This window comes from Cystobacter fuscus (assembly GCF_002305875.1).
GTDB lineage: Bacteria > Myxococcota > Myxococcia > Myxococcales > Myxococcaceae > Cystobacter > Cystobacter fuscus_A.
The window spans coordinates 8,936,226-8,957,063 of sequence record NZ_CP022098.1; the positions used below are offsets into that span (position 1 = coordinate 8,936,226).

General features: G+C 70.3%; 18 protein-coding genes. 8 read left to right on the forward strand and 10 right to left on the reverse strand.

Annotated features, from left to right (window positions below):
• Window positions 1-83: 83 nt before the first annotated feature.
• Both rlmM and CYFUS_RS36095 read left to right on the forward strand, forming a co-directional pair.
• Window positions 84-995, forward strand: coding sequence for a 23S rRNA (cytidine(2498)-2'-O)-methyltransferase RlmM (gene rlmM, locus CYFUS_RS36090; protein ID WP_420042717.1), 912 nt, complete (start codon window positions 84-86; stop codon window positions 993-995).
• A 34-nt stretch (window positions 996-1,029) separates the two neighbouring features.
• A complete protein-coding gene (locus CYFUS_RS36095) occupies window positions 1,030-1,719 on the forward strand; it encodes a diguanylate cyclase domain-containing protein (protein WP_095989344.1) in 690 nt (229 codons plus the stop codon).
• 92 nt (window positions 1,720-1,811) lie between these two features.
• Here CYFUS_RS36095 and CYFUS_RS36100 read toward each other — a convergent pair whose 3' ends face one another.
• The 4 genes from CYFUS_RS36100 to CYFUS_RS36115 all read right to left on the reverse strand — a co-directional run bounded on the left by CYFUS_RS36100 (window position 1,812) and on the right by CYFUS_RS36115 (window position 9,042).
• Window positions 1,812-2,705: a M23 family metallopeptidase gene (locus CYFUS_RS36100; protein WP_095992440.1), complete on the reverse strand. Its 894-nt coding sequence runs from the start codon at window positions 2,703-2,705 to the stop codon at window positions 1,812-1,814.
• A gap of 289 nt (window positions 2,706-2,994) precedes the next feature.
• Complete coding sequence (locus tag CYFUS_RS36105; RefSeq protein WP_198316972.1) at window positions 2,995-3,756, reverse strand: Stp1/IreP family PP2C-type Ser/Thr phosphatase; 762 nt, start codon at window positions 3,754-3,756, stop codon at window positions 2,995-2,997.
• Between the two features lie 94 nt (window positions 3,757-3,850).
• Entirely contained in the window at window positions 3,851-5,590 is a 1,740-nt protein-coding gene (gene recN / locus CYFUS_RS36110) for a DNA repair protein RecN (protein WP_095992441.1), read from the reverse strand.
• Window positions 5,591-5,742: 152 nt separating this feature from the next.
• Complete coding sequence (locus tag CYFUS_RS36115; protein ID WP_095989346.1) at window positions 5,743-9,042, reverse strand: DEAD/DEAH box helicase; 3,300 nt, start codon at window positions 9,040-9,042, stop codon at window positions 5,743-5,745.
• Window positions 9,043-9,201: 159 nt separating this feature from the next.
• Here CYFUS_RS36115 and CYFUS_RS36120 point away from each other — a divergent pair, with 159 nt between their 5' ends.
• Window positions 9,202-10,191, forward strand: coding sequence for a 2-hydroxyacid dehydrogenase (locus CYFUS_RS36120; RefSeq protein ID WP_095989347.1), 990 nt, complete (start codon window positions 9,202-9,204; stop codon window positions 10,189-10,191).
• Complete coding sequence (locus CYFUS_RS36125; RefSeq protein ID WP_095989348.1) at window positions 10,188-10,757, forward strand: adenine phosphoribosyltransferase; 570 nt, start codon at window positions 10,188-10,190, stop codon at window positions 10,755-10,757. The genes CYFUS_RS36120 and CYFUS_RS36125 overlap by 4 nt, the downstream gene beginning before the upstream one ends.
• A 3-nt stretch (window positions 10,758-10,760) precedes the next feature.
• Here the strand turns inward: CYFUS_RS36125 and CYFUS_RS36130 are convergent, their stop codons facing one another.
• Window positions 10,761-11,402: an NADPH-dependent F420 reductase gene (locus tag CYFUS_RS36130; RefSeq protein ID WP_095989349.1), complete on the reverse strand. Its 642-nt coding sequence runs from the start codon at window positions 11,400-11,402 to the stop codon at window positions 10,761-10,763.
• A gap of 122 nt (window positions 11,403-11,524) precedes the next feature.
• Here CYFUS_RS36130 and CYFUS_RS36135 point away from each other — a divergent pair, with 122 nt between their 5' ends.
• From CYFUS_RS36135 to CYFUS_RS36150, 4 genes are all read left to right on the forward strand, one after another.
• Complete coding sequence (locus CYFUS_RS36135) at window positions 11,525-12,457, forward strand: catalase family peroxidase (protein ID WP_232537005.1); 933 nt, start codon at window positions 11,525-11,527, stop codon at window positions 12,455-12,457.
• A 75-nt stretch (window positions 12,458-12,532) separates the two neighbouring features.
• Window positions 12,533-13,138 carry a TetR family transcriptional regulator gene (locus tag CYFUS_RS36140; protein WP_095989351.1) on the forward strand — a complete coding sequence of 202 codons (606 nt, stop codon included), beginning with the start codon at window positions 12,533-12,535 and terminating at the stop codon, window positions 13,136-13,138.
• 67 nt (window positions 13,139-13,205) lie between these two features.
• A complete protein-coding gene (locus CYFUS_RS36145) occupies window positions 13,206-13,952 on the forward strand; it encodes an MBL fold metallo-hydrolase (RefSeq protein ID WP_095989352.1) in 747 nt (248 codons plus the stop codon).
• 131 nt (window positions 13,953-14,083) lie between these two features.
• Entirely contained in the window at window positions 14,084-15,715 is a 1,632-nt protein-coding gene (locus tag CYFUS_RS36150; RefSeq protein WP_095989353.1) for a bifunctional metallophosphatase/5'-nucleotidase, read from the forward strand.
• Window positions 15,716-15,719: 4 nt separating this feature from the next.
• On the opposite strand, the gene CYFUS_RS36155 is transcribed toward CYFUS_RS36150, so the two are convergent.
• The 5 genes from CYFUS_RS36155 to CYFUS_RS36175 all read right to left on the reverse strand — a co-directional run bounded on the left by CYFUS_RS36155 (window position 15,720) and on the right by CYFUS_RS36175 (window position 20,825).
• The gene (locus CYFUS_RS36155; protein WP_095989354.1) at window positions 15,720-16,490 is read right to left on the reverse strand and encodes a YdcF family protein; all 771 of its coding nucleotides are present in this window, start codon (window positions 16,488-16,490) and stop codon (window positions 15,720-15,722) included.
• 8 nt (window positions 16,491-16,498) lie between these two features.
• Window positions 16,499-17,344 carry an NAD(+)/NADH kinase gene (locus tag CYFUS_RS36160; RefSeq protein ID WP_095989355.1) on the reverse strand — a complete coding sequence of 282 codons (846 nt, stop codon included), beginning with the start codon at window positions 17,342-17,344 and terminating at the stop codon, window positions 16,499-16,501.
• Window positions 17,345-17,599: 255 nt separating this feature from the next.
• The gene (locus tag CYFUS_RS36165; protein WP_095989356.1) at window positions 17,600-18,766 is read right to left on the reverse strand and encodes a Gfo/Idh/MocA family protein; all 1,167 of its coding nucleotides are present in this window, start codon (window positions 18,764-18,766) and stop codon (window positions 17,600-17,602) included.
• Entirely contained in the window at window positions 18,763-19,785 is a 1,023-nt protein-coding gene (locus CYFUS_RS36170; RefSeq protein WP_095989357.1) for a sugar phosphate isomerase/epimerase family protein, read from the reverse strand. Before CYFUS_RS36170 ends, CYFUS_RS36165 begins: the two co-directional genes overlap by 4 nt.
• A gap of 71 nt (window positions 19,786-19,856) precedes the next feature.
• Entirely contained in the window at window positions 19,857-20,825 is a 969-nt protein-coding gene (locus tag CYFUS_RS36175) for a substrate-binding domain-containing protein (protein WP_095989358.1), read from the reverse strand.
• Between the last annotated feature and the right edge of the window lie 13 nt (window positions 20,826-20,838).

Sequence of the window (20,838 nt, forward strand, 5' to 3'; positions counted from 1 at the left end):
CGGGCCGGTGGTTGTGGACGTGTCGGGCGGGGTTCGAATCCCACCTCTTCGAGGAGCTCGCCTGGGCGGGCGCCACCCCCCGGATGCTGGGCGAGGTCCTGGTGGAGAGCGAGACGCGCCCGGCCGAGCCGCCCGTGTTCGCGCGGACCGGCATCCGCGTGCTCACTTCCCTCCCCTCCGGGCAGGACCTCGACCAGACGGCCCGGGCCCTGGCCGAGCGCATCCTCGACGCGCTGCCCCAGGGAATGCTCGTCCTCCAGTCCTTCACCCCGGACAGCCCGGCGGGCAACCGGCTCGCGGACGAGGCGGATGCCCTGCTGGAGGCCGCCCGGGCCCGCCTGCCCGCCGACCGGCTCCTCGAGGAGACGTGGCGGGCGCGCGAGGCGGGAGCCACACTCGTGGAGCTGTGCGTGGCACCCGGGGTGGTGATGATGGGCGAGGTGCCCGCGCGCGAGGCCCTGTCGCTCTCGCCCGGAGGCCGTCAGCGCATGCGCCGCGGCGCGGACTCTCCCTCCCGGGCGGCGATGAAGCTGGAGGAGGCCCTGGTCAACCTCCCCTTCGAGCCCGGCCGGGGCGAGGTGTGCGTGGACCTCGGCGCGGCCCCCGGCGGCTGGACCCAGCGGCTGGTGGCGCGCGGCGCCCGGGTGATCGCCGTGGATCCGGCGAAGTTGATGCCGGAGCTCGCCCACCACCCCCGGGTGGAGCACGTGCAGGAGAGCGCCTTCGCCTACACCCCGGAGGAGCCCGTCGACTGGTTGTGCTGCGACATGGCGTGGCGTCCGCTCGAGGTGGCACAGCTGCTGGCCAAGTGGGGCCGGCGCGACTGGGCCACGCACCTGGTGGCCAACATCAAGCTGCCCATGAAGGACAAGAACCCCCTGCTCCTGCGCGTGCGCCACATCCTCACCGAGGAAGGGGGCTGGCAGGGGCTCACCATGCGCCAGCTCTACCATGACCGGGACGAGGTGACGGTCACCGCGCACCGGGGCCAGTGAGCGCCTCCCCTCCTTCGCGAGCCAGACTCCCCCCATGCCCTACGCCATCGACGAAGAACTGGCCACCGCGCTGGTGGCCCTCTACCCACGGCTCGTGCAGCGCGCCGCCGAGCCCGTGAAGGTCGCGCTCCAGCGGCTGCTCGACGAGGAGCACGCGCGCCGGGGCGTGCCGGATGCGACGGGTGCCCTCCACCCCTTCGCCCTCACCCAGGGCGCGCTCCTGCGCGAGGAGTTCGATCTCTCCACACACGCGCACCAGGAGGGGTGGACGCTGGGCGCGCTCATCCTCGACGTGAAGGGGATGATCCACGTCAACGCCCGCCACGGCTTCCCCGCGGGCGACGCGATGCTGCGCGCCGTGGTGGCCTCGCTCCAGGCGCGCTTTCCGGGGGCGAAGGTGGTGCGTCTGCACGGCGACAACTTCGCCGTGCTCCTCGTGCCCACCTCGGGGCTGTCTCTCGCGCAGGCCCCCCGTGACGCCGTGCGCGCCCGGCTCGCCGCGGACGTGGCCGCCGCACTGCCCGCCGGCGCCGAGGTGCCGGACTTCACCCTCGCCCGGCTGGAGCTCACGCTCGAGCAGCCCACCCACTGGCAGGTGCTCGGCCCCCTCGTCTGGGGAGAGCTGGAGCGCGCCTATACCCTCGAGCGATTGGGACAGGCCGAGGAGCTCCAGCGGCGCCGGCTGCGGCTCGACGGCTTCGTGCCCGCCGCTTCTCCAGCCTGAGCAAACGCGAAGGGGGCGGAAGCCCCTGGGCTCCCACCCCCGCTCACGGCGCGGCGCCCCGGAAAGGGCGGCGCGGCGAATGACTGGGTCCTCTAGTCCTCGAGGATGAACTTGCGCGGGTTCTGCGGGATGCCGTTGACGCGCACTTCGTAGTGCAGGTGCGGCCCGGTGGAGCGGCCGGTGTTGCCCACGTTCGCGATCTGCATGCCGCGCTTCACCCGATCCCCCGCCTTCACCAGGATCTTCGACAGGTGGCCGAAGCGCGTCTTGATGCCGTAGCCGTGGTCGATGACGATCACGTTGCCGTAGCCGCCCTCGAGCCCCGCGAACACCACCGTGCCATCCGACGGCGCATCCACCGCCTTGCCGTGGGGCGCCGCGATGTCCATGCCCGCGTGGCCCACGCGCTCGGCGGTGTACGGATCGAGCCGCTGGCCGAAGTCACTCGTCACCCAGCCGCGCGTGGGCCAGACGGACGGGGTGGAGGCCAGGAGCGACTTCTGGTCCTGGAAGTACGCCTGCAACTCCTGGAGGCTCTGCTCCTGGCGCGTGGCCTCGGCGCTCAGCCGATCCAGCTTGCCCGGCAGCGACTTGGGCGACTCCAGGCTCGTCAGCTCGGTGAACTGGGTCTCCGCCACGGGCGCGCCCACTCCCGGCTCCCGCTCCACCGGGCCCATGGCCAGGTTGCGCTGGGGATCCGACAGGAGGGTGATGGCGCGCAGCTTCTGATCGAAGCGCTCCACCCGGTCCAGCGTGGAGCCGATGTGCTCGATGCGCTCGCGCACCGACTTGAGCTGGGTGCGCAGCGTGAGGTTCTCCTCCCGGAGGATGCGGTTCTCCGCCGCGTCCCGGGCCACCTGGAAGTAGTGGAGTGAAGCACCCAGGGCCAGTCCCGTCAGCAACAGCGCCCCACTGCCCACCTGCCACATGAGCGACCGGGAGATGTTGAAACGCCGGACCGGTGCGTTGTGGTCCGCGATCACCATCAGCGTGTAGGACTTTTTCGCCTTCGACAATGCAAACTCCCTCGATGCGCCAAAGCGCTTCGGTGTGCGCTCGCGAGACGGTCCTCGACTGACCCGCCCCTGGCGCGTTCCACCTGCCCCGCCCTCGCCACCGATTCATGCCCACCCCGTGCCGCACTGCCACGAGGGTCGTTTGGGCAGCTACCACCCGGTTTCGAGGGGTGTCAAGCCGAGACGCCCTCGCTCCGACTTTCACTTACAGCCGGGTGGAATGATTCCAGGAGGCTCCTCGGAAGGAGGAGCACCCCCGTCAGACGCACATCTGCACGACGATGGCGGTGATGTTGTCGTCACCGCCGCGCTCGTTGGCCAGCTCGATGAGGCGCTGGGGCACCTGCGCGATTTCCGGCGTGGCCTGCACCACCTCGTGCAGCTCCCGGTCCTCGACCATGTTGGCGAGGCCATCCGAGCACAGCAGGAAGACGTCACCCGGCTCGGCCACCACGCCCATCACGTCCACCTGGACCTCCTCCTCGAAGCCCACCGAGCGCGTGATGATGTTCTTGTAGCGCGAGTGCTTGGCCTCCTCGGGGGTGATCATCCCGGCCTTGATCTGCTCGTTGACCAGGGAGTGGTCCTCGGAGACCTGCTGGATGAGGGGACCCCGGACGAGGTAGGCGCGGCTGTCGCCCACGTGCGCGAAGAACGCGTGGTTGTCGCGCACGACGAGCGAGATGACCGTGGTGCCCATCCCCGACAGGCGCGGATCCTCCTGCGCGGTGGTGAAGATGGCCAGACAGGCCCTCTCCACCGCCGTGCGCAAGGCATCCGGCAGGAGCGAGTCCTGCAGGTTGGCGCTGGTGGCGAACGGGTTGTCCCGGCTCTCCCGGGCCCGCCTCAGCTCCTTGTCGATGGTCTCGACGGCGATGCGCGAGGCGGTACCGCCCCCGGCATGGCCACCCATTCCATCCGCGACGACATAGAGCTGGAGCTCGTCGTCGATCAGGAAGCTGTCCTCATTGTGATTGCGCTTACGCCCCACATCCGTGAGGCCGGCCGAGACGACCTTCATGCGGGGAGCCGCGGTCTGCCCTGCGGTTCTGGACACGTCGTGGATGCTATGTGAGCGCTCATGGCAGAAGCAAGAAGCGGTTGCAGCCTGTCTGCTACGCGCTGCGGCGCAACCGGCTCCGGGAGCCCCCCTCGGGGGTCGGATCCCGCCGCGCCCGGGGCGAGCCCGTGGCCCGGTGGGCCGAGCGCACCAGGGCCTCGGCCGCCCCCAGCGCCTCGCGCGTCACCTCGACCCCGGACATCATCCGCGCCAGCTCCTGGGTCCGCTCGGCGCCCGCCTCCAGGGATACCACCTCCGAAACGGTGCGCTCGCCCTTGAGCCCCTTGCGGATGAGCAGGTGGGCGTCCGCATAGGCCGCCACCTGGGGCAGGTGCGTGATGCACAGCACCTGCCGGTGTCCGCTCACGTCCTTGATCATCCGACCCACCACGTCCGCGATGGCGCCACTCACGCCCGCGTCCGCCTCGTCCAGGATGTAGCACCCACAGCCGTCACTGTCGGCCAGTGCACGCTTGAGGGCCAGGAGCAGGCGAGAGGCCTCACCGCCCGAGGCCACCTTGGCCAGCGAGCGCGCCGGCTCGCCCGGGTTGGCGCTGAAGAAGAACTCCACCTCGTCCAGGCCCTCGGGCTTGAGCTGGTTGCCGGGCGTCACCCGGACCTCGAAGGCGGCCTTGCCCAGCGCCAGCATCCCCAGGCCCTCGCGCACCTGGCTGCCGAACGTTCCGGCGCACGCGGCGCGCGCGCGCGAGAGGGCCTCGCCACTGCGGCGCGCCCGCTCCTCGGCCACCTTGCGCTCCCGTGAGAGCTCCTCGAGCACCTCCTGCCGGTTGTCCAGCGTGGACAGCTCCGTCTCCAGGGTGTCGCGCTTCTGCAACAGGCCCTCCAGGGACGTGGCGTGCTTGCGGCACAGCCGCTTGATGGCATCCAGCCGGTCCTCCACCTCGCTCAGCCGGGCGGGATCCGACTCGAGGCCCTCCACGTAGCGGTTGAGCCGCCGCTGCGCCTCCTCCAGCTCCGACAGCGCGGTGCCCAGCGACTGGGCCACCGGCTCCAGCGACGCGTCGCACTTGACCGCCTCGTTCACCAGCCCCAGCGCGCGGCCCACCGTCTCCACGGCGCTCGCCTCCTCGCCCCCGAGCAGCAGCTCCGCCTCGGCGCCCTGGCGCTTGAGCTTCTCCGAGCCCGCCAGGCGCTTGCGCTCGGCGTCCAGCCGCACGTCCTCTCCCGGCTCGGGGTCCAGCTTGGAGAGCTCATCCAACTGGAAGCGCATGAACTCGGCGCGCTCGCGCAGCCGGGACTCGTCCCCGCCCAACGCCTCCATGCGGGCCATCACGTCCGCGACGGCCTCGTAGTCACACATATAGGTGGCGAGCGGCTCCTCGAGCTGCCCGTAGCGATCCAGCAGCACCCGGTGCAGCCCCGCGTCGAAGAGGCTCACGTGCTCGTGCTGGCCGGCGATGTCCACCGCGCCCCGCATGAAGCGCGCCAGCACCCCCACCGTCACCATGGAGCCATTGATGTAGGCCTTGGCCCGACCACTGCGACCCACCACCCGGCGCACCAACACCTCGTCGCCCAGGTCCGGCAGCCCCAGTTCCTCCAGCCGGGAGGCCAGGATGGGCGTGCGCTCGAACACGCCCTCCACCGAGGCCTCCTCGCACCCCGCGCGGATGGCTTCCGCATCCGCCCGCCCCCCCAGCAGCAGCCCGAGCGAATCCACGAGGATGGACTTACCCGCCCCCGTCTCGCCCGTGAGCACGGTCAGCCCGGCTCCGAACGCCACCTCCACCTCCTCGATCACCGCCACATTCGAAATCCGTAAGCCCAGCAGCACGGTGCACTCCCTCGCCAGATACACCCCGTACCTGAACAACCTAGCAGTGGCCTCTGACACTGCACAAGCGTTCCGGCCTGGAGCACGGGCGCCCGCTCGCTCGCTCGCGAAGGAGTGTGGGGACCCCGCGTGTACCGGGGTCCCAGGGAGCGCTATTCCGCCTGGAAGAGGTCGACCAGGTCCTGCTCGGTCAACATCTTGCCGAAGTCGCCGTCCGCGCCCAACACGCCCGCGGCCAGCTCCTTCTTGCGCTTCTGCAGGCTGAGGATCTTCTCCTCCACCGTGCCACGCGTAATCAGCTTGTAGCTGATGACGGCGCGCGTCTGGCCGATGCGGTGCGTACGGTCCGTCGCCTGGTCCTCCACGGCCGGGTTCCACCAGGGATCGTAATGGATGACGTAGTCGGCCGCCGTGAGGTTGAGGCCGGTGCCACCCGCCTTGAGGCTGATGAAGAAGAGCGGAGGGCCGTCGGGACGGTTGAACTCGTCCACCTTGCCCATGCGGTCCTTCGTGCGGCCATCCAGGTAGAGGTAGCCCAGGCCGCGCCGATCCGCCTCGCCCTTGAGCAGCTCCAGCATCTCGGTGAACTGGCTGAAGACGAGCGCGCGGTGGCCCTCGGCGACCAGGTCGTCCACGAGCTGGCCGAAGCGCTCGAGCTTGGCGCTCGAGGGCAGGAGCGTGCCCGGGGGCATCTTGAGCAGCCGCGGATCGCAGCACACCTGACGCAGCCGCATGAGCGCGGCGAGGATGGAGACGCGGCTGCGCTTGAAGCCCATCTTCTCGATGGACTCGCTCACCTTGCGGCGGCTCTCCTCGAGCACCTCGCGGTAGAGCGCCGCCTGGCCCGGCTCCATCTCGCACCACGCCACGCTCTCCGTCTTGGGCGGCAGATCCTTGGCTACCTCCGTCTTGAGCCGGCGCAGGATGAAGGGCTGGATGCGGCGGCGCAGGCGATCTCTCACCGCGGTGTCGTTGGCCACCTGGATGGGCTGCTCGAAGCGGTCGCTGAAGCCCTCGGCGCTGCCGAGGAAGCCCGGCATGAGGAAGTCGAAGAGGCTCCACAGCTCGCTGAGCCGGTTCTCCAGCGGCGTGCCCGTGAGCGCCAGCCGCGTGTCGCTCGGCAGCGACTTGCAGGCCTGGGCGGTGGCGCTGTCCGCGTTCTTGATGTTCTGCGCCTCGTCCAGAATGATGTAGCGGAAGCCCACCTGGCTGAGCGCCTCCAGGTCGCGCCGCACGAGCGCGTAGGAGGTGAGCACGAGGTCCGCGTCCTTCAGGTCCTCCACGCGCTCCTTGCGATCCTGCCCGTGCCAGACGACGACCTTGAGGCCCGGTGTGAAGCGCTCGGCCTCGCGCTCCCAGTTGGCCAGCACGCTGGTGGGCGCCACCACGAGCGACGGCTTGCGGCCCTCCTCGTTGGCCACCTTGCGCAGGAGGCTCAGCGACTGGATCGTCTTTCCCAGACCCATGTCGTCCGCGAGGATGCCGGACAGCCCGTGGCGGTGGAGGAACCACAGCCAGGACAGGCCCGACTCCTGGTAGTGGCGCAGCGTGGCGTTGAGCCCGTCGGGCAAGGCCACCTTGGGCACGCCGTTGGTGTCGCGCAGCTCGCTCATCGCCTTGCGCGCCTTGGTCTCCACCTCGGTGAAGTCGCCCAGCTCCGCGAGCAGATCCAACGCGACGGCCTGGTGCAGCGGCAGGCGCGTGCGCGTGCGTCCCGGCAGCGCCCCCGCCTCCTCCAGGAGATCCGCGGCGCGCTTGAGCTCCGCGATGTCCGCCTCCGCGTAGGTGCCGTCCTTGAGCGGCACGAAGCGCCGGCCCGAGTCGAGCCACATGCGCACCGCGCCCAGGTCCACCGCCTGATCATCGGTGATGAACTCGGCGTCCAGCTCGAACCAGCTCACCCCGCTCATGCCCACGCGGATGCGCGGCCGGAGCTTCGGCCGCAGCCGCACCTTGGGCGCCTGCACGCCGAAGCGCTCCCAGCTGCTCGGCAGGGACGCCAGGCCCCGCGCCCAGAACTCGATCGCCCCGTCACCGCTCGCGTCGTACGCGTGGGTGTGCGGATCGTAGCGCAGCCCCAGGTCCTGCAGGCGCTTGCCCGCGGCACGCTCCTCCTCCTCGCGGCGCCGGTAGAGCTTGCGGCCCTCGGTGCCCACGCCACTCGCGTAGCCCAGGTGCGAGGCCGTGGGCGACACGGCGACGGTGGTCTGCCCGTAGCGCGCGGCGAGCTGCACCTTCACGCGCTCGGAGGAACCCTCCAGCGTGAGCAGGAAGCGCGGCTCCACGGACTCGTCCACGTCGATGTCGTCCGCCTTGAGCGCCATCTGGAAGCGCGGCAGATGGGCGGCGAAGAACGTGAGCACCCGATCCAACTGCCCCACCGGGAAGGCCATGGTGGGCTCCAGGAGCCACTTGCGCACCAGCCGCGGCGGCAGGTCCGGCTCCACCGGCAGCAGGTTCTGCCCGGAGATGATGTAGGTGCGCATGCCCGCCAGCAGGATGGCGTCCTTGAGCGACAGGCTCGTGCCATCCGGCATGAGCAGCTCGATGCGCGCGGTGGCGCCGTCCTGGCGTGACTCGAGGTGGATCTGCGGCCGGACCGGCTCGTTGGAGAAGATGAGCGCGGTGCCGCGGTAGATGACGCGGCGCTGGCGCAGGAACTCGAACAGCTCGCACAGGTCCTCGTCGGACAGCACGATGCGCGAGTCGTAGCGCTGCTCGTGTTTGGCCAGCAGGATGAAGACGCGCTCGTCAGGGGGCGCGATGCGCATGCCGGCCTGGAGCATGCGCTTGATGTGCACCGGCCCCTTCATCTGCGCGTCCTGGCGGCGCACGTCGATGAGCCAGTGACGCCCACCAGGACCCGCGTTGGTGGGCGTGAGCCGGTAGAGGAACTCGTAGTCCGGCTGGGAGGACAGGCCCAGCCAGCTCTCCACCTTCGCGAGCGCGGGGAGACTCACCGCGTCCCCGGCCGGCGCCTCCTCCATCGGCACGGACTCCTCCGAGTCAACCGGGGCCTCGTCCTCGTACCGGGAGGGCTCGGCGGCCGGGGCCGACGCGGAAGCAGCGGCCGCCGGGGCCGCAGCGTTGGCCGGCGCGGAGGCCGCGGCGGCGATCATCGAGGCGCGCAGCCGGGCGGCGAAGATGAGGGCGGCGGCCACCACGTGCTCGCAGTGGGGCCCCTGGACGTTCCAGGCCTGGCAGGTGCACTTGGAGATGGGCTTGCCATCGCCCACGTCGAGGGTGACCTCGTAGCGCACCTCGGGCGCGTCGGAGCTGGCCACCTGGGCCCGGATGCGTCCGCCATCCCGGTTGAGTCCGAAGACGCGGCGGGATTCCGCGACCTCGCGGCCCTTCTTGAAGGTGAGGGGCGGAACCTCCGCCTTGAGAGCCCGGAGCCACTGGCCATCAAGAGGGGGAGGTGCTTCTCGTGTGTCGGCGATGGAAGGCACGTTCTGGCAAGTCCCTTCCCCCCGGGGCGAGGGGAATCCATTCGATTACCACAGACGGGGCGTCTCGCGTCGTGGGAAAAGTGAAGAGCGATGGGCGAACGATGTTCGATCGCTCACCCACCTCACGGCCCGCTCCTTGTGAGAGCATGGTCGGTCGAGATGAAACGCCCCAACCCCCCTCGCGTCTTCGTCACCCGGCAATTGCCAGGAGAGGCGCTCGCCCGACTGGCCGTGCATACCTCACCCCGCGTCTGGCCGGAACCCCTTCCTCCCCCACCGGACGTCCTCCAGGCGGAAGCCCGGGAGGCCGAGGGGCTCATCACCCTCTTGACCGACCGGGTGGACGAGGCCCTGCTCGCCGGTGCTCCCCACCTGCGGGTGGTCAGCAACGTGGCGGTGGGCCACGACAACATCGACGTGGGCGCCTGCACCGCCCGGCGCATCGCGGTGGGCAACACCCCCGGAGTGCTCACCGAGACGACGGCGGACTTCGCCTTCGCCCTGCTGATGGGGCTGGCGCGACGGGTGGCGGAGGCGGATGCCTACGTGCGATCGGGCCAGTGGCGAACCTGGGATCCCAGCCTGCTGCTGGGTCCGGACGTCCACGGGGCCACGCTGGGCATCGTGGGCCTGGGTGCCATTGGCGCGGCGGTGGCCCGGCGCGCCCGCGGCTTCGGCATGCGGCTGCTGTACGTCAACCGCCAGGCCCGGCCGGAGCTGGAGGCGGAGCTGGGCCTCACGCGGGTGGACAAGGCCACGCTGCTGGCCCAATCGGATGTCGTCTCGCTGCACGTGCCCCTCACCCCCGAGACCCGTCACTGGCTGGGTCGGGCGGAGCTGGCCGCCATGAAACCCGGCGCCCTGCTGGTGAACACCGCCCGGGGGCCCGTGGTGGATCAATCCGCGCTCGTGGACGCACTCGAGAGCGGGCACCTGGGCGGCGCCGCCCTGGACGTGACGGATCCCGAGCCCCTGCCGCTCGACAGTCCCCTCCTGCACCTGCCCCGGGTGCTGCTCGCCCCCCACATCGCCAGCGCGAGCCACGCCACCCGCGGCCGCATGGCCTCCATGGCGGTGGACAACCTGCTCGCCGCGCTGGAGGGTCGCCCTCCCCCGAATTGTGTCAACCCGGAGATCTACCAACCATGAGCCCGAATCCCTCGCCCTCCCTCTTCACCGCCGGCCATGACGCCACCCTCCTCGACGAGGTGAAAAACCGCCTGCGCGACGTGCCGGACTTCCCCAAGCCGGGCATCCTCTTCAAGGACGTGACGCCCGTACTCGCCGACCCCCACCTGTTCCACCGCGTGGTGGACGCCATGGCGGCGCCCTTCCGGGGCCAGCGCATCGACCGGGTGGTGGCCGTGGAGTCGCGCGGCTTCCTGTTCGGCGCGCCCATCGCCCTGACCCTGCACGCGGGCTTCGCCCCCGCGCGCAAGCCGGGAAAGCTGCCCTGGCGCACGCGCACCGAGCGCTACGCGCTGGAGTACGGCGAGGACGGCCTGCAACTGCACGAGGACGCGGTGGGCCGGGGGGACCGGGTGCTCATCGTGGATGATCTGCTCGCCACGGGCGGCACCGCTCAGGCCACGCAGCGCCTGGTGACGGCGCTGGGCGCGGAAGTGGTGGGCTACAGCTTCCTCATCTCGCTGGACTTCCTGCCCGGACGCGAGCGCCTGGGCCGCGACAAGGTCTGCGCCCTGCTCTCGTATTGAGGCCTATCGGGGCTCGCGCAGCAGCGAGAAGCCGATGTGCGCGCCCCAGCCGAGCACGCGCCCCAGGTGGATGTTGAGCAGCGACAGGGGCTCGAGGTAGCGCGAGTTCATCAGGGGTCCAGCGTCCACCGCGTCGAACCCCAGCCGCACGAGGAGCTCCCGCACCCGCTGTTTCGCGGCGTCCTCGTCACCCGCGTAGAACATCGTGATGGGCCGGTCCTCGAGCCGGGCCCGCTGGGCGGCGTACACCTCCGCGAAGACGGCGTTGAAGGCCTTCACCACGCTCGCCTCCGGAAAGCGCCGGGAGATCTCCTCGGCGCCGGACGTCGTGTGCCCCATGCTCAGCGCCCGGTGGTTGTCCGTGATCGGGTTGGTGACGTCGACGAGGATCTTCCTCGCGAGCGCCTGGCGCAGCGGCTCGAGCGTCGGGACGATCTGCGCGAAGGGCAGCGTCAGCAGGAGCAGGTCGCACGACTCCACCAGCGCGCGCAGCTCCAGGGCCGTCGCGCCCGGGCCCGCGTCGCGCGCCGCCTCGAGCGCATGCGCCTGGGTGCGCGAGGTGAAGGCCACCTCGTAGCCCACCCGGGTCATCCAGGCCCCCAGGGCCCGGCCCACCTTCCCACTGCCGATGATTCCAATCCGCATGGCACCTCCCGCGAGCGCCTGTTATCAGCGCGCGGCGCCGCTGGTGGCGCGTCGTGTCAAACCTCCCAGAAAAAAGAAGGACGAGCGAGATGGCGGAGCCAGTTCAAGAAGCGATTCATGCCATGGAGGCCTATGCCGGCGCCGAGAAGGGCTACCGGCGCGCCCACTCCCGGGGGCTGGTGTTCCATGCGACGTTCACCCCCTCGCCCGACGCCCGGGGCCTGACGACGGCGGAGCACTTCCAGGGCCCCCCCATCCGCACGCTCGTGCGGCTGTCGAACGCCGCGGGCAGCCCCCACGCCGCGGATCGCGTGTCGCCCACCCGGGGCCGGGTGCTGGGCCTCGCCGTGCGCTTCACCCTGCCCTCGGGCGGGTTCGCGACCTGGGCCGCCGCCAACATCCCCGTCTTCCTCGCCCGCACGCCCCAGGAGTTCATCCAACTCACCACCGCCCAGCGCCCCGAGGGCGAGAAGCGCAAGCCCAACCCGCTGCGACTGCTGGGCTACCTCGCCACGCACCTGAACGCGCTGCGCGGCTTCAAGGGCGTCGCCCAGCTCAAGCCCACGCCCAGCTTCGCCCACGAGCGCTTCAACGGCATCCACGCCTACCACCTGGTGGACGCCCACGGACAGCGCCGCACCTTCCGCTACAGCTGGGTGCCCCTGGCCAGCCCCACCTCCCTGAGCGAGGCCGAGGCCACGCAACGCCCCGAGCAGTACCTGCTCGACGAAATCCGGCAGCGCGTCTCGCGCGAGCGCGTGGCCTGGGAGCTCGAGTTCCAGCTGGCCCAGCCGGGCGACCCCACCCATGACGCCACCCGCGCCTGGCCCGAGGACCGCCCGCGGGTGACCGTCGGCCGGCTCGTGCTCGAGCGCCCCTACGAGGACCAGCGCGAGTCCGAGCTGTTCGTCTTCGATCCGACCGGCGTCGTCCCCGGCATCGAGCTGTCCGACGACCCCATCCTGCGCTTCCGCGCCCAGGTGTACCGCGAGTCCCATCACCGCCGCTCCCAGGAGACCAAACCCGAGCCCAAGCCGACCGACCTGGGACAGTAGCCGGGGCCCGGTTGACGCCGTCTCCCCTGACTGTTTATAAGTTGTTCGACCAACTTATAAACAGAGGGGTCGGACATGGCCCGCCCATCGAACACGGAGGAGCGTCGGAGGCAGATCGTCCAGGGGCTGCTGCGCGTCATGGCCGAGCGCGGCTACGAGCGCGCGTCCATCGCGGAGATCGCGAAGGCGGCGGAGCTGAGCCCGGGTCTGGTGCACTACCACTTCACCCAGAAGCAGGAGGTGCTCCTGGCGCTGGTGGAGCAGCTGGCGGAGCGGGGGCGGGAGCGGGTGAAGGCGCGGCTGGCGCGGACGAAGGGAGGGCCGCGGGCACGGGTGGAGGCCTTCATCGAGGCCTTCCTCTCCACGGGAGACGACGCGGAGCCAGAGGCGGTGGCGGCCTGGGTGACCATCAGCGCGGAGGCACTGCGCCAGCCCGAGGTGCGCGCGGCCTACGACAAGGTGGTGCGCGCGGACCTGACGCACCTGGAGGAGCTGGTCGGCGAGGTGCTGGGCCGGGAGCGGGCACGGGCGGTGGCGGCGGGGCTCTTCGCGGCGATCCAGGGCTACTTCGTGCTCTCGACGGCCGCTCCGGGGCTGGTTCCCCCGGGCTCGGCCGCGGGCACCGTGAAGCGCATGGCCGCGGGGCTGCTCGACCCGGACGGCCCGGAGGCGCGGCGATGAGTCGCATCCTTCCCGACTGGAGCCCCGAGCAGCGCCGCGCCTCCCCTACGTCTCGCTGGAGTCCACGATGAGCCTGTCCTTCGTCACCCTCGGCGTCGGCGATGCCTTCTCCGCCCTGTACTACTCCTCCTGCCTGGCGCTCGAAGCCGAGGGCCAGGTGCTGCTCGTGGACTGTCCCCACCCCATCCGCAAGATGATGCGCGAGGCCAGCCTGTCCTCGGGGGTGGCGTTGGACGCCGACCGCGTGTCGGGCCTCGTGCTCACCCACCTGCACGCCGACCACAGCTCGGGCGTGGAAGGGCTCGGCTACTTCTCCTTCTTCGTGCTCAAGCGGAAGCTGCGGTTGCTCGCCCACCCGGACGTGACGCGCCGGCTGTGGGACGGCCACCTCGCCGCCGGCATGGAGGATCTCATCCGCACGCCCGGAGGAGAGCCCGAGCGCCATGGGCTCGACGACTACTTCGAGCCCCTACCGCTCTCCACCGAGCAGGCCGTGCGCTTCGGCCCCTTCACCATCGAGTGCCGCCGCACCTACCACCACGTGCCCACCACCGCCCTGCGCATCCGCGCCGGCGGGCGCTGCCTCGGCTACAGCGCGGACACCGCCTATGACGAGGGGTTGATCGCCTGGCTCGGCGAGGCGGACCTCGTGGTGCACGAGACGAACTACGGCGTCCACACGCCCTACGACAGGCTGGCGGCCCTGCCCGAGGCCGTGCGCGCGAAGATGCGGCTCATCCACTACCCGGATGGGTTCGACCTCGCGGCGAGCAACATCGAGCCACTCGCCCAGGGACGCCGCTACACGGTGTGAGCCACCCGAACCGCCCGCCACCTCGCTGTGCGAGAGGGAGGGCGCACCTGCGACGGAGCGTCACGAACGGGTCACGCGAGAAGGATGTACAAGCGGGCCCAACGTGGGAGATTCTCGCCGCCGAAATTCCCATGTCCTCTCCGTTCCGTCCGCCGAGCCTCTCCGCCCTTCTCCTGGCCCCCCTGTTGCTCGCGGGCTGTTCCGCCCTGTTGGGACGCACGCCTCCGCCCGAGCCGGAGCTGGAGGACGAGCCCACCGTCACCGTCACGCTCCTGCACGTCAACGACGTGTACCAGTTCACTCCGGTGGACTTCGGGGCCCGGGGAGGACTGGCGCGGCTGTCCACCCTGCGCAAACAGGCGCTCGCCGAATCGCCCCACACGCTGTTCCTGATGGCCGGTGACACGCTGGGGCCCTCGGTGGAGTCCACCGTCCACAAGGGCAAGCAGATGATCGACGCGTGGAACGCCCTGGGCCTGGACTACGCGGTGCTGGGCAACCACGAGTTCGACTTCGGGCCGGACGTGCTGCGCCAGCGCATCAAGGAGTCACGCTTCACGTGGCTGGGCGCCAACGTCATGGACAAGGAGACCCGGCGCCCCTTCGCGGACACGCCGCCCTTCGTCATCCGCGAGGTGGGCGGAGTGAAGGTGGGCCTCTTCGGGGTGCTGCTGGGCAAGACGAAGTACAGCTCCAAGCCCGGGCCGAACGTGTACTTCACGGACACCTGCGCCAAGGCACGCGAGCTGGTGCCGCTCATGAAGGCCCAGGGCGCCCAGGTGATCGTCGGGCTCACGCACCTGTTCGTGGCCGAGGACAAGACGCTCGCGCGCTGCGCGCCCATCGACGTCATCATCGGCGGCCACGAGCACATCCTGATGCAGGCGGTGTCCAACGGCACGCCCATCGTGAAGATGTCCTCCGAGGCGCGCGAGCTGGGACGCGTCACGCTGCACGTGGGCACGCGCAGCGGCAAGCTGCGCAGCATGGACTTCGACGTGCTGCCGGTGACGCCGGACGTGCCCGAGGACACCGCCTTCACCGCCGCCATGCACCCATATGACGCGCTGACGGCCGAGCTGTCCGAGCCCGTGGGCCGCACCTCCGTGCCGCTCGACGCGAACGAGCAGGCCAACCGCAACCACGAGACCAACCTGGGCTCCTTCATCGCGGACGCCTACCGCCAGGCCGCGGGCGCGCAGGTGGCGCTCATCAACGGCGGCGCCATCCGCTCGGACTCGGTGCTGCGGCCCGGGCCCCTCACCCGCCGGGACGTGCTGGCCATCCACCCCTTCCCGGACTCGGTGGTGAGCATCGAGGTGACGGGCGCGGTGCTGCGCCAGGCACTGGAGCACGGCGTGAGCCGCAGCGCCGAGGAGGCGGACCCGGGGCGCTTCCCCCAGGTCTCCGGCATCCACTACACCTTCGACGTCTGCCGGCCCGTGGGCGAGCGCATCGTGAGCGCCAGCGTGAATGGCGAGCCGCTCGATCCCAAGCGCACGTACACGCTCGCCACCAACTCGTACATCTCCGGGGGCGGCGACGGGTACACCATGTTCAAGGGCGCCAGGTACCAGGTCGCCCCCAAGCAGGGGCGCACCACCCAGGAGGTGCTGCGCGCCGCCTTCGCGTCCGCGCCCTCCATCGTCCCCGCCACGGACGGCCGCATCCGGCGGCTGCGCGCGGGTGCCCAGGACGAGGCGACCAAGGACGAGGAAATCCCCATCTCCTGCCCGGCCCTGGGCGCCCGGGCGGCGCAGTAGCCCGCTACGCCCACCCGCGCAGCCGGTACACCAGCCGCCCGAACAGCTCCCGCAGCGCGTCCGTCCCCGCCGACAGGTTGGACGCCCGGGGCTGCCACCAGAAGCCGTGCGGGTACCAGGCATGCGAGCGCACATCCACCACGAGCGTGTCCGGATGCAGCCCCACCGCCTCGAAGGTCCCCAACGCCCGGGGCATGTGCGCCGCGCTCGTCACCAGCACCAGCTTGCTCCAGCCCCGCTCGCGGATGATGCGCTCGGAGTTCACCGCGTTCTCGCGCGTGTTGCGGCTCTTGCGCTCGCGAACGATGCGCTCGGGAGCAATCCCCCACATCATCAACTGGCGCGCGAACAGGTCCGCCTCCACCGGCGCCTCCGGGCGCGTGTCCAGCGTGCCCGCCGCCAGGAGCACCTGGCGCGCCTTGCCCTCGCGCAGCAGCTCGAAGCCCCGCATGATGCGCTCCGCCGCGGGGTTGTACTCGGGATGGCCCGAGCGCTCCGTGGCGTCCGCGTCCACCGCCCCACCCAGCACGATGACGGCGTCGTAGACGGTGTCCGGCTGGTACGTGGACACCACGTCCGCCTCCACCCAGCGCTGGAGCGCGTTGGCCACGGCCTCGGTGGAGAAGACGTACAGCGTGAGCCACCCGAGCACCTGCAGCCCCACCGCCAGCCGCGCCCGCCTCCGGCGCAGCACGCCGCCCACTCCCATCAACAGCAGCGCCCAGGTGAGCGGCGCGAGGAACAGATCCAACACCTTCGACAGGAAGATGAACACGCCCGGGCCTAGCGCTCGCCCCAGTGGAGCTTCTTGCGAAGGATGGAGAAGTAGCCCACGCCGGGGTCGCGCAAGAGCTGCACCCGGTTGGGCGAGCGCACCACCTCGATGCTGTCCCCGCACTGCAGGCTGTGGCCCGTCTGCCCGTCCAGCGTGAGGAAGGTGTCCGCGGTCTCGCTGCACAGGGTGATGCGGATGGTGCGGTCGGCGGGCACGAGCGTGGAGCGGTGCGTGAGGGCGTGCGAGCAGATGGGCGTGAGCACCGTGCAGTCCACCGAGGGGTGGACGATGGGCCCGCCCGCGGACAGCGAGTAGGCCGTGGAGCCCGTGGGCGTGGCCAGGATGACGCCGTCCGCCTTGTACATGGCCACGGGCACGCCCTCGATGGACACCTCGTGGTCCGCCACGCGCGCGAGCGCCCCCTTGTTGATGACCACGTCGTTGAGGACCTCGTCCTGCACCAGCACCTTGCCCTCGCGCACCAGCCGGCAGCACAGCTTCATGCGCGACTCCAGCTTGAAGCGGCCCGCGAGCACCGCGTCCAACGCGGGGAAGATGTCGTCCGCGGAGATCTCCGTCATGAAGCCCAGTGTGCCCAGGTTCACTCCGAGAATGGGCGTGGGGCGCCCATCGAGCATCCGCGCCGCGTGGATGAGGGTGCCATCGCCCCCGAGCACCACCACGAGATCCGCCCGGCTCACCAGCTCCCGGTCATCGAAGCGCGGCCAGCCGAGAGTGTGGGCCAACAAGCGGTCCCCCAGTACCTCCAGGGAGGGGTAGCGTTCACGGATCCGCAGGGCGAGTTCCGCCGCCTCGGGCTTGTCCTTCTTCGCAACCAGAACCAGGGTGTGCACGATGGGTTCGGGTTGTAGACCAAGCGCCCCGGCTCGCGCTGAAGGAAATGGCCGCTTCGATGACCTCGTGACACCGGCGGGGCGCCGAACCGTCCCGAAGGGAGCCCCCCGGGACGGCCGCTCCCGGACCCGTCAGAGGCCGTGCGCGGGAGCGATGACGTTCTCCCAGAGGGGGCGGTTGAACTCGTAGCCGTTGCCCGTGCCCGCGGCCGACAGCTTGAAGAGGCCTTGGTCCTTGCCCTTGGCGTGTCCGTTTCACGTCATGGGCGTCCACTTGCGTTCGCTGGCGGCCGACTCGACCGTCTTCTCGATGAAGCGCACCCCGCGCGCGCCATCGGTGACGCGCGGATAGTCCGCGGCGATCGGATCCGCGCGCACTCCGGCGAGCCGGGCGCGGATGTCCGCCGCGACGCCCAGGTACACGTTGGCGAACGCCTCGATGAAGGCTTCCGGATGACCGGAGGGCACGCGGCAGGCTCGGCGCGACGACTCGCTCAGCCACGGCGAGCCCCGCGTGAGGATGCGCCTGGGCCCATCGAGCGGCGCATGTACCAGGTGGTTGGGCTCCTCCTGCCGCCATTCGAGCGAGCCCGCGGAGCCGAACACGCGCAGGCGCAAATCGTTCTCGAAGCCGGCGGCGATCTGCGAGGCGACCAACACGCCCCGCACACCCCCGCGCCAGCGCAGCAGCAGGTTGCCATCGTCATCGAGCCGGCGCCCGGGAACGAGCGAGCCGAGGTCCGCGCAGATCGCCTCGATCTCGAGCCCCGTGACGGTGGCGGCCAGGTTCTCCGCATGCGAGCCGATGTCGCCGATGGCACCCGCCGCCCCGCTCTTCTCGGGATCCGTGCGCCACCCGGCCTGCTTGTTGCCCTGGGCCTCCACGTGCGTGGCGAGCCAGCCCTGGTTGTACTCGACGGTCACCTTGCGCAGCTCGCCCAGGACGCCGCCGCGCACCAGCGCCCGCGCCTCGCGGACCATGGGATAGCCGGTGTAGTTGTAGGTGACGCCGAACACGATGCCGGTGCGCTCCACCGTGCGCACGAGCTGCTCGGCCTGGGCGCTGGTGTGCACGAGCGGCTTGTCACACACCACGTGGATGCCGGCCTCGGCGAAGGCCCTGGCCACCGGGTAGTGCACGTGGTTGGGCGTGACGATGGAGACGAAGTCGATGCGCTCGTCCACCGGACGCTTCAGCTCATCGGCGAGCAGGTCCTCCCAGCGGCCGTGGTTGCGCGCGTCGGCGAGGCCCAGGTCGCGGCCGGAAGCGCGCGCCTTGTCCGGGTCGGACGAGAGCGCGCCGGCGACCAGCTCCATCTGCCCGTCCAGGGCCATGGCACGCCGGTGCACCGCGCCGATGAACGCGTCACGCCCACCACCGACCATGGCGTAGCGCAGCTTGCGATCGTGTGAGGCACTCATCTCGCCGCCCGGGTCTGCTTGTCCTTGTCGAACGCGGCGTCGAACGCTCCCGCCGCGGCGGGGAAGTCGAGCCGCTTGCAGAAGGCCGCGCTCTCGGTCGCCCCGTGCACGCGGTCCATCCGGCTGTCCTCCCACTCCACGCTCAACGGTCCCGCGTAGCCGGTGTCGTTGAGCGCGACGATGATGGACTCGAAGTCGATCATCCCCCGGCCGACACTGCGGAAGTCCCAGTGGCGGCGCGAATCACCGAAGCTCGTGTGGCCGCCGAACACGCCGACGGTGCCGTCGCCCCGGCCCCACCACACGTCCTTCATGTGCACGTTGAAGACGCGGCCCGCGAACGTGCGGAGGAACTTCACGTAATCCACGCCCTGGTAGCCGAGGTGGCTGGGGTCGAAGTTGAAGCCGAAGCGGCGGTGGCCCTTCACCGCCTCGAGCGCGCGCTGGGCGGTGGCGATGTCGAAGGCGATCTCCGTCGGGTGCACCTCGAGCGCGAAGCGGACATCGTGCTCCTCGAACACGTCGAGGATGGGCGTCCAGCGGCGGGCGAAGTCGGCGAAGCCCTTGTCCCAGAAGGCCTGGGAGGTGGGCGGGAAGGCATAGGTGGCATGCCACACCGACGAGCCCGTGAAGCCCGTGACGGTCTTCACGCCGAAGGCGGCGGCGGCGCGCGCCGTGTCCTTCATCTCCTGGGCGGCACGCTGGCGCACCCCTTCCGGCTCGCCATCCCCCCACACGTGATCGGGAACGATGGACTGGTGCCGCTCGTCGATCAGGTCGCACACGGCCTGGCCGACCAGGTGGTTGCTGATCGCGAGGCATTGCAGTCCATGGGACTCGAGCAGGGCCCACTTGTCGCGCACGTACGTCTTGGAGGCGAGCGCCTCGCGCACGTTGAAGTGATCGCCCGAGCAGGCCAGCTCCAGGCCGTCGTAGCCCATGCGCCGGGCCAACGGAGCGAGTTCGGAGAGAGGCAGGTCGGCCCACTGGCCGGTGAACAGCGTGACGGGTCTTGGCATGGTCGGAGTCCTGGAAGGGGAAGACACCCCGCGGCTCCACCCTCACGGGCGGAGCCGGGGATGGGAGGCACCTAGAAGGGCGAGTTCGGGAAGTAGAACTGCTGGGCGTTCTCCTTGGTGATGAGCACCGAGGGGATGATCGTCTTCGGGGGCAGCACCTCTCCCTTGAGGCGCGCCTCGGCGGTCAGCTTGATGGCGTCGTAGATGAACTTGGGCGAGTAGGAGACATCGGCCTGGACGAGCTTGTTCTTGCCGTCGAGGATCATCTTGACCATGCCCTTGGAGCCCGCGCCGCCGAACACCTCCTGGATGTCGGTGCGCTTGGACTGCTCGATGGCCTTGAGCACCCCGACGGCCATGTCGTCATCGGCGGCCCACACGGCGTCGATATGCTTGAAGCGCGTGAGGTAGTCCTGCATCACCTTGAAGGCATCGTCGCGGTTCCAGTTGGCGTAGCGCGCGTCGAGCAGATTGATGTCGGGATGGTTCTTCAGCACGGCCTTGAAGGCGTCCATGCGCTCGTTGTCGATCGTGGTCGCGATGCCGCGCAGCGCCACGATGTTGCCCCTGCCGTTGAGGCGCTTGACCAGGTACTCGGCCGGAATCCGGCCGAAGGCGGTGTTGTCCCCGGCGACGTAGGCGTCCTGAGCGTTGGTATCGGTCAGGCCCCGGTCGACCACCGTGACGTAGACACCCTTGCCCTTCACCTGCGCCACGGGCCGGGTGAGCGCGGCGGATTCGAAGGGGAAGACGACCAGGGTGTTGATCTTGTTGACGGTCAGCAGGTCCTGGAGCTGATTGGCCTGCTCGGAGGAATTGGCGGCCGTCTTCACGGTGATCTTCAGTCCCGGGTGCTGCTTCTCCAGTTCCTTCTTGGCCTCGTTGGCCCACCAGACGATGCCGCCGGTGAAGCCGTGGGTGGCCGTCGGGATGGCCACGCCGAGGTTGACCTGCTTGTCCTGCGCGAGCGCACTGGACGCGGTGAGGAGCGCGGCCATGGCGGATAAGCCGAGAGCGAATCTACGGAACATGGGCTTCATACGGTTTGTCTCC

Coding starts and splice junctions, on each gene's coding strand:
- rlmM (WP_420042717.1), top strand. CDS start 84: ATGCTGGGCGAGGTCCTGGTGGAGAGCGAGACGCGCCCGGCCGAGCCG.
- CYFUS_RS36095 (WP_095989344.1), top strand. CDS start 1,030: ATGCCCTACGCCATCGACGAAGAACTGGCCACCGCGCTGGTGGCCCTC.
- CYFUS_RS36100 (WP_095992440.1), bottom strand. CDS start 2,705: ATGGTGATCGCGGACCACAACGCACCGGTCCGGCGTTTCAACATCTCC.
- CYFUS_RS36105 (WP_198316972.1), bottom strand. CDS start 3,756: ATGAAGGTCGTCTCGGCCGGCCTCACGGATGTGGGGCGTAAGCGCAAT.
- CYFUS_RS36120 (WP_095989347.1), top strand. CDS start 9,202: ATGAAACGCCCCAACCCCCCTCGCGTCTTCGTCACCCGGCAATTGCCA.
- CYFUS_RS36125 (WP_095989348.1), top strand. CDS start 10,188: ATGAGCCCGAATCCCTCGCCCTCCCTCTTCACCGCCGGCCATGACGCC.
- CYFUS_RS36130 (WP_095989349.1), bottom strand. CDS start 11,402: ATGCGGATTGGAATCATCGGCAGTGGGAAGGTGGGCCGGGCCCTGGGG.
- CYFUS_RS36135 (WP_232537005.1), top strand. CDS start 11,525: ATGGAGGCCTATGCCGGCGCCGAGAAGGGCTACCGGCGCGCCCACTCC.
- CYFUS_RS36140 (WP_095989351.1), top strand. CDS start 12,533: ATGGCCCGCCCATCGAACACGGAGGAGCGTCGGAGGCAGATCGTCCAG.
- CYFUS_RS36145 (WP_095989352.1), top strand. CDS start 13,206: ATGAGCCTGTCCTTCGTCACCCTCGGCGTCGGCGATGCCTTCTCCGCC.
- CYFUS_RS36150 (WP_095989353.1), top strand. CDS start 14,084: ATGTCCTCTCCGTTCCGTCCGCCGAGCCTCTCCGCCCTTCTCCTGGCC.
- CYFUS_RS36165 (WP_095989356.1), bottom strand. CDS start 18,766: ATGAGTGCCTCACACGATCGCAAGCTGCGCTACGCCATGGTCGGTGGT.
- CYFUS_RS36170 (WP_095989357.1), bottom strand. CDS start 19,785: ATGCCAAGACCCGTCACGCTGTTCACCGGCCAGTGGGCCGACCTGCCT.
- CYFUS_RS36175 (WP_095989358.1), bottom strand. CDS start 20,825: ATGAAGCCCATGTTCCGTAGATTCGCTCTCGGCTTATCCGCCATGGCC.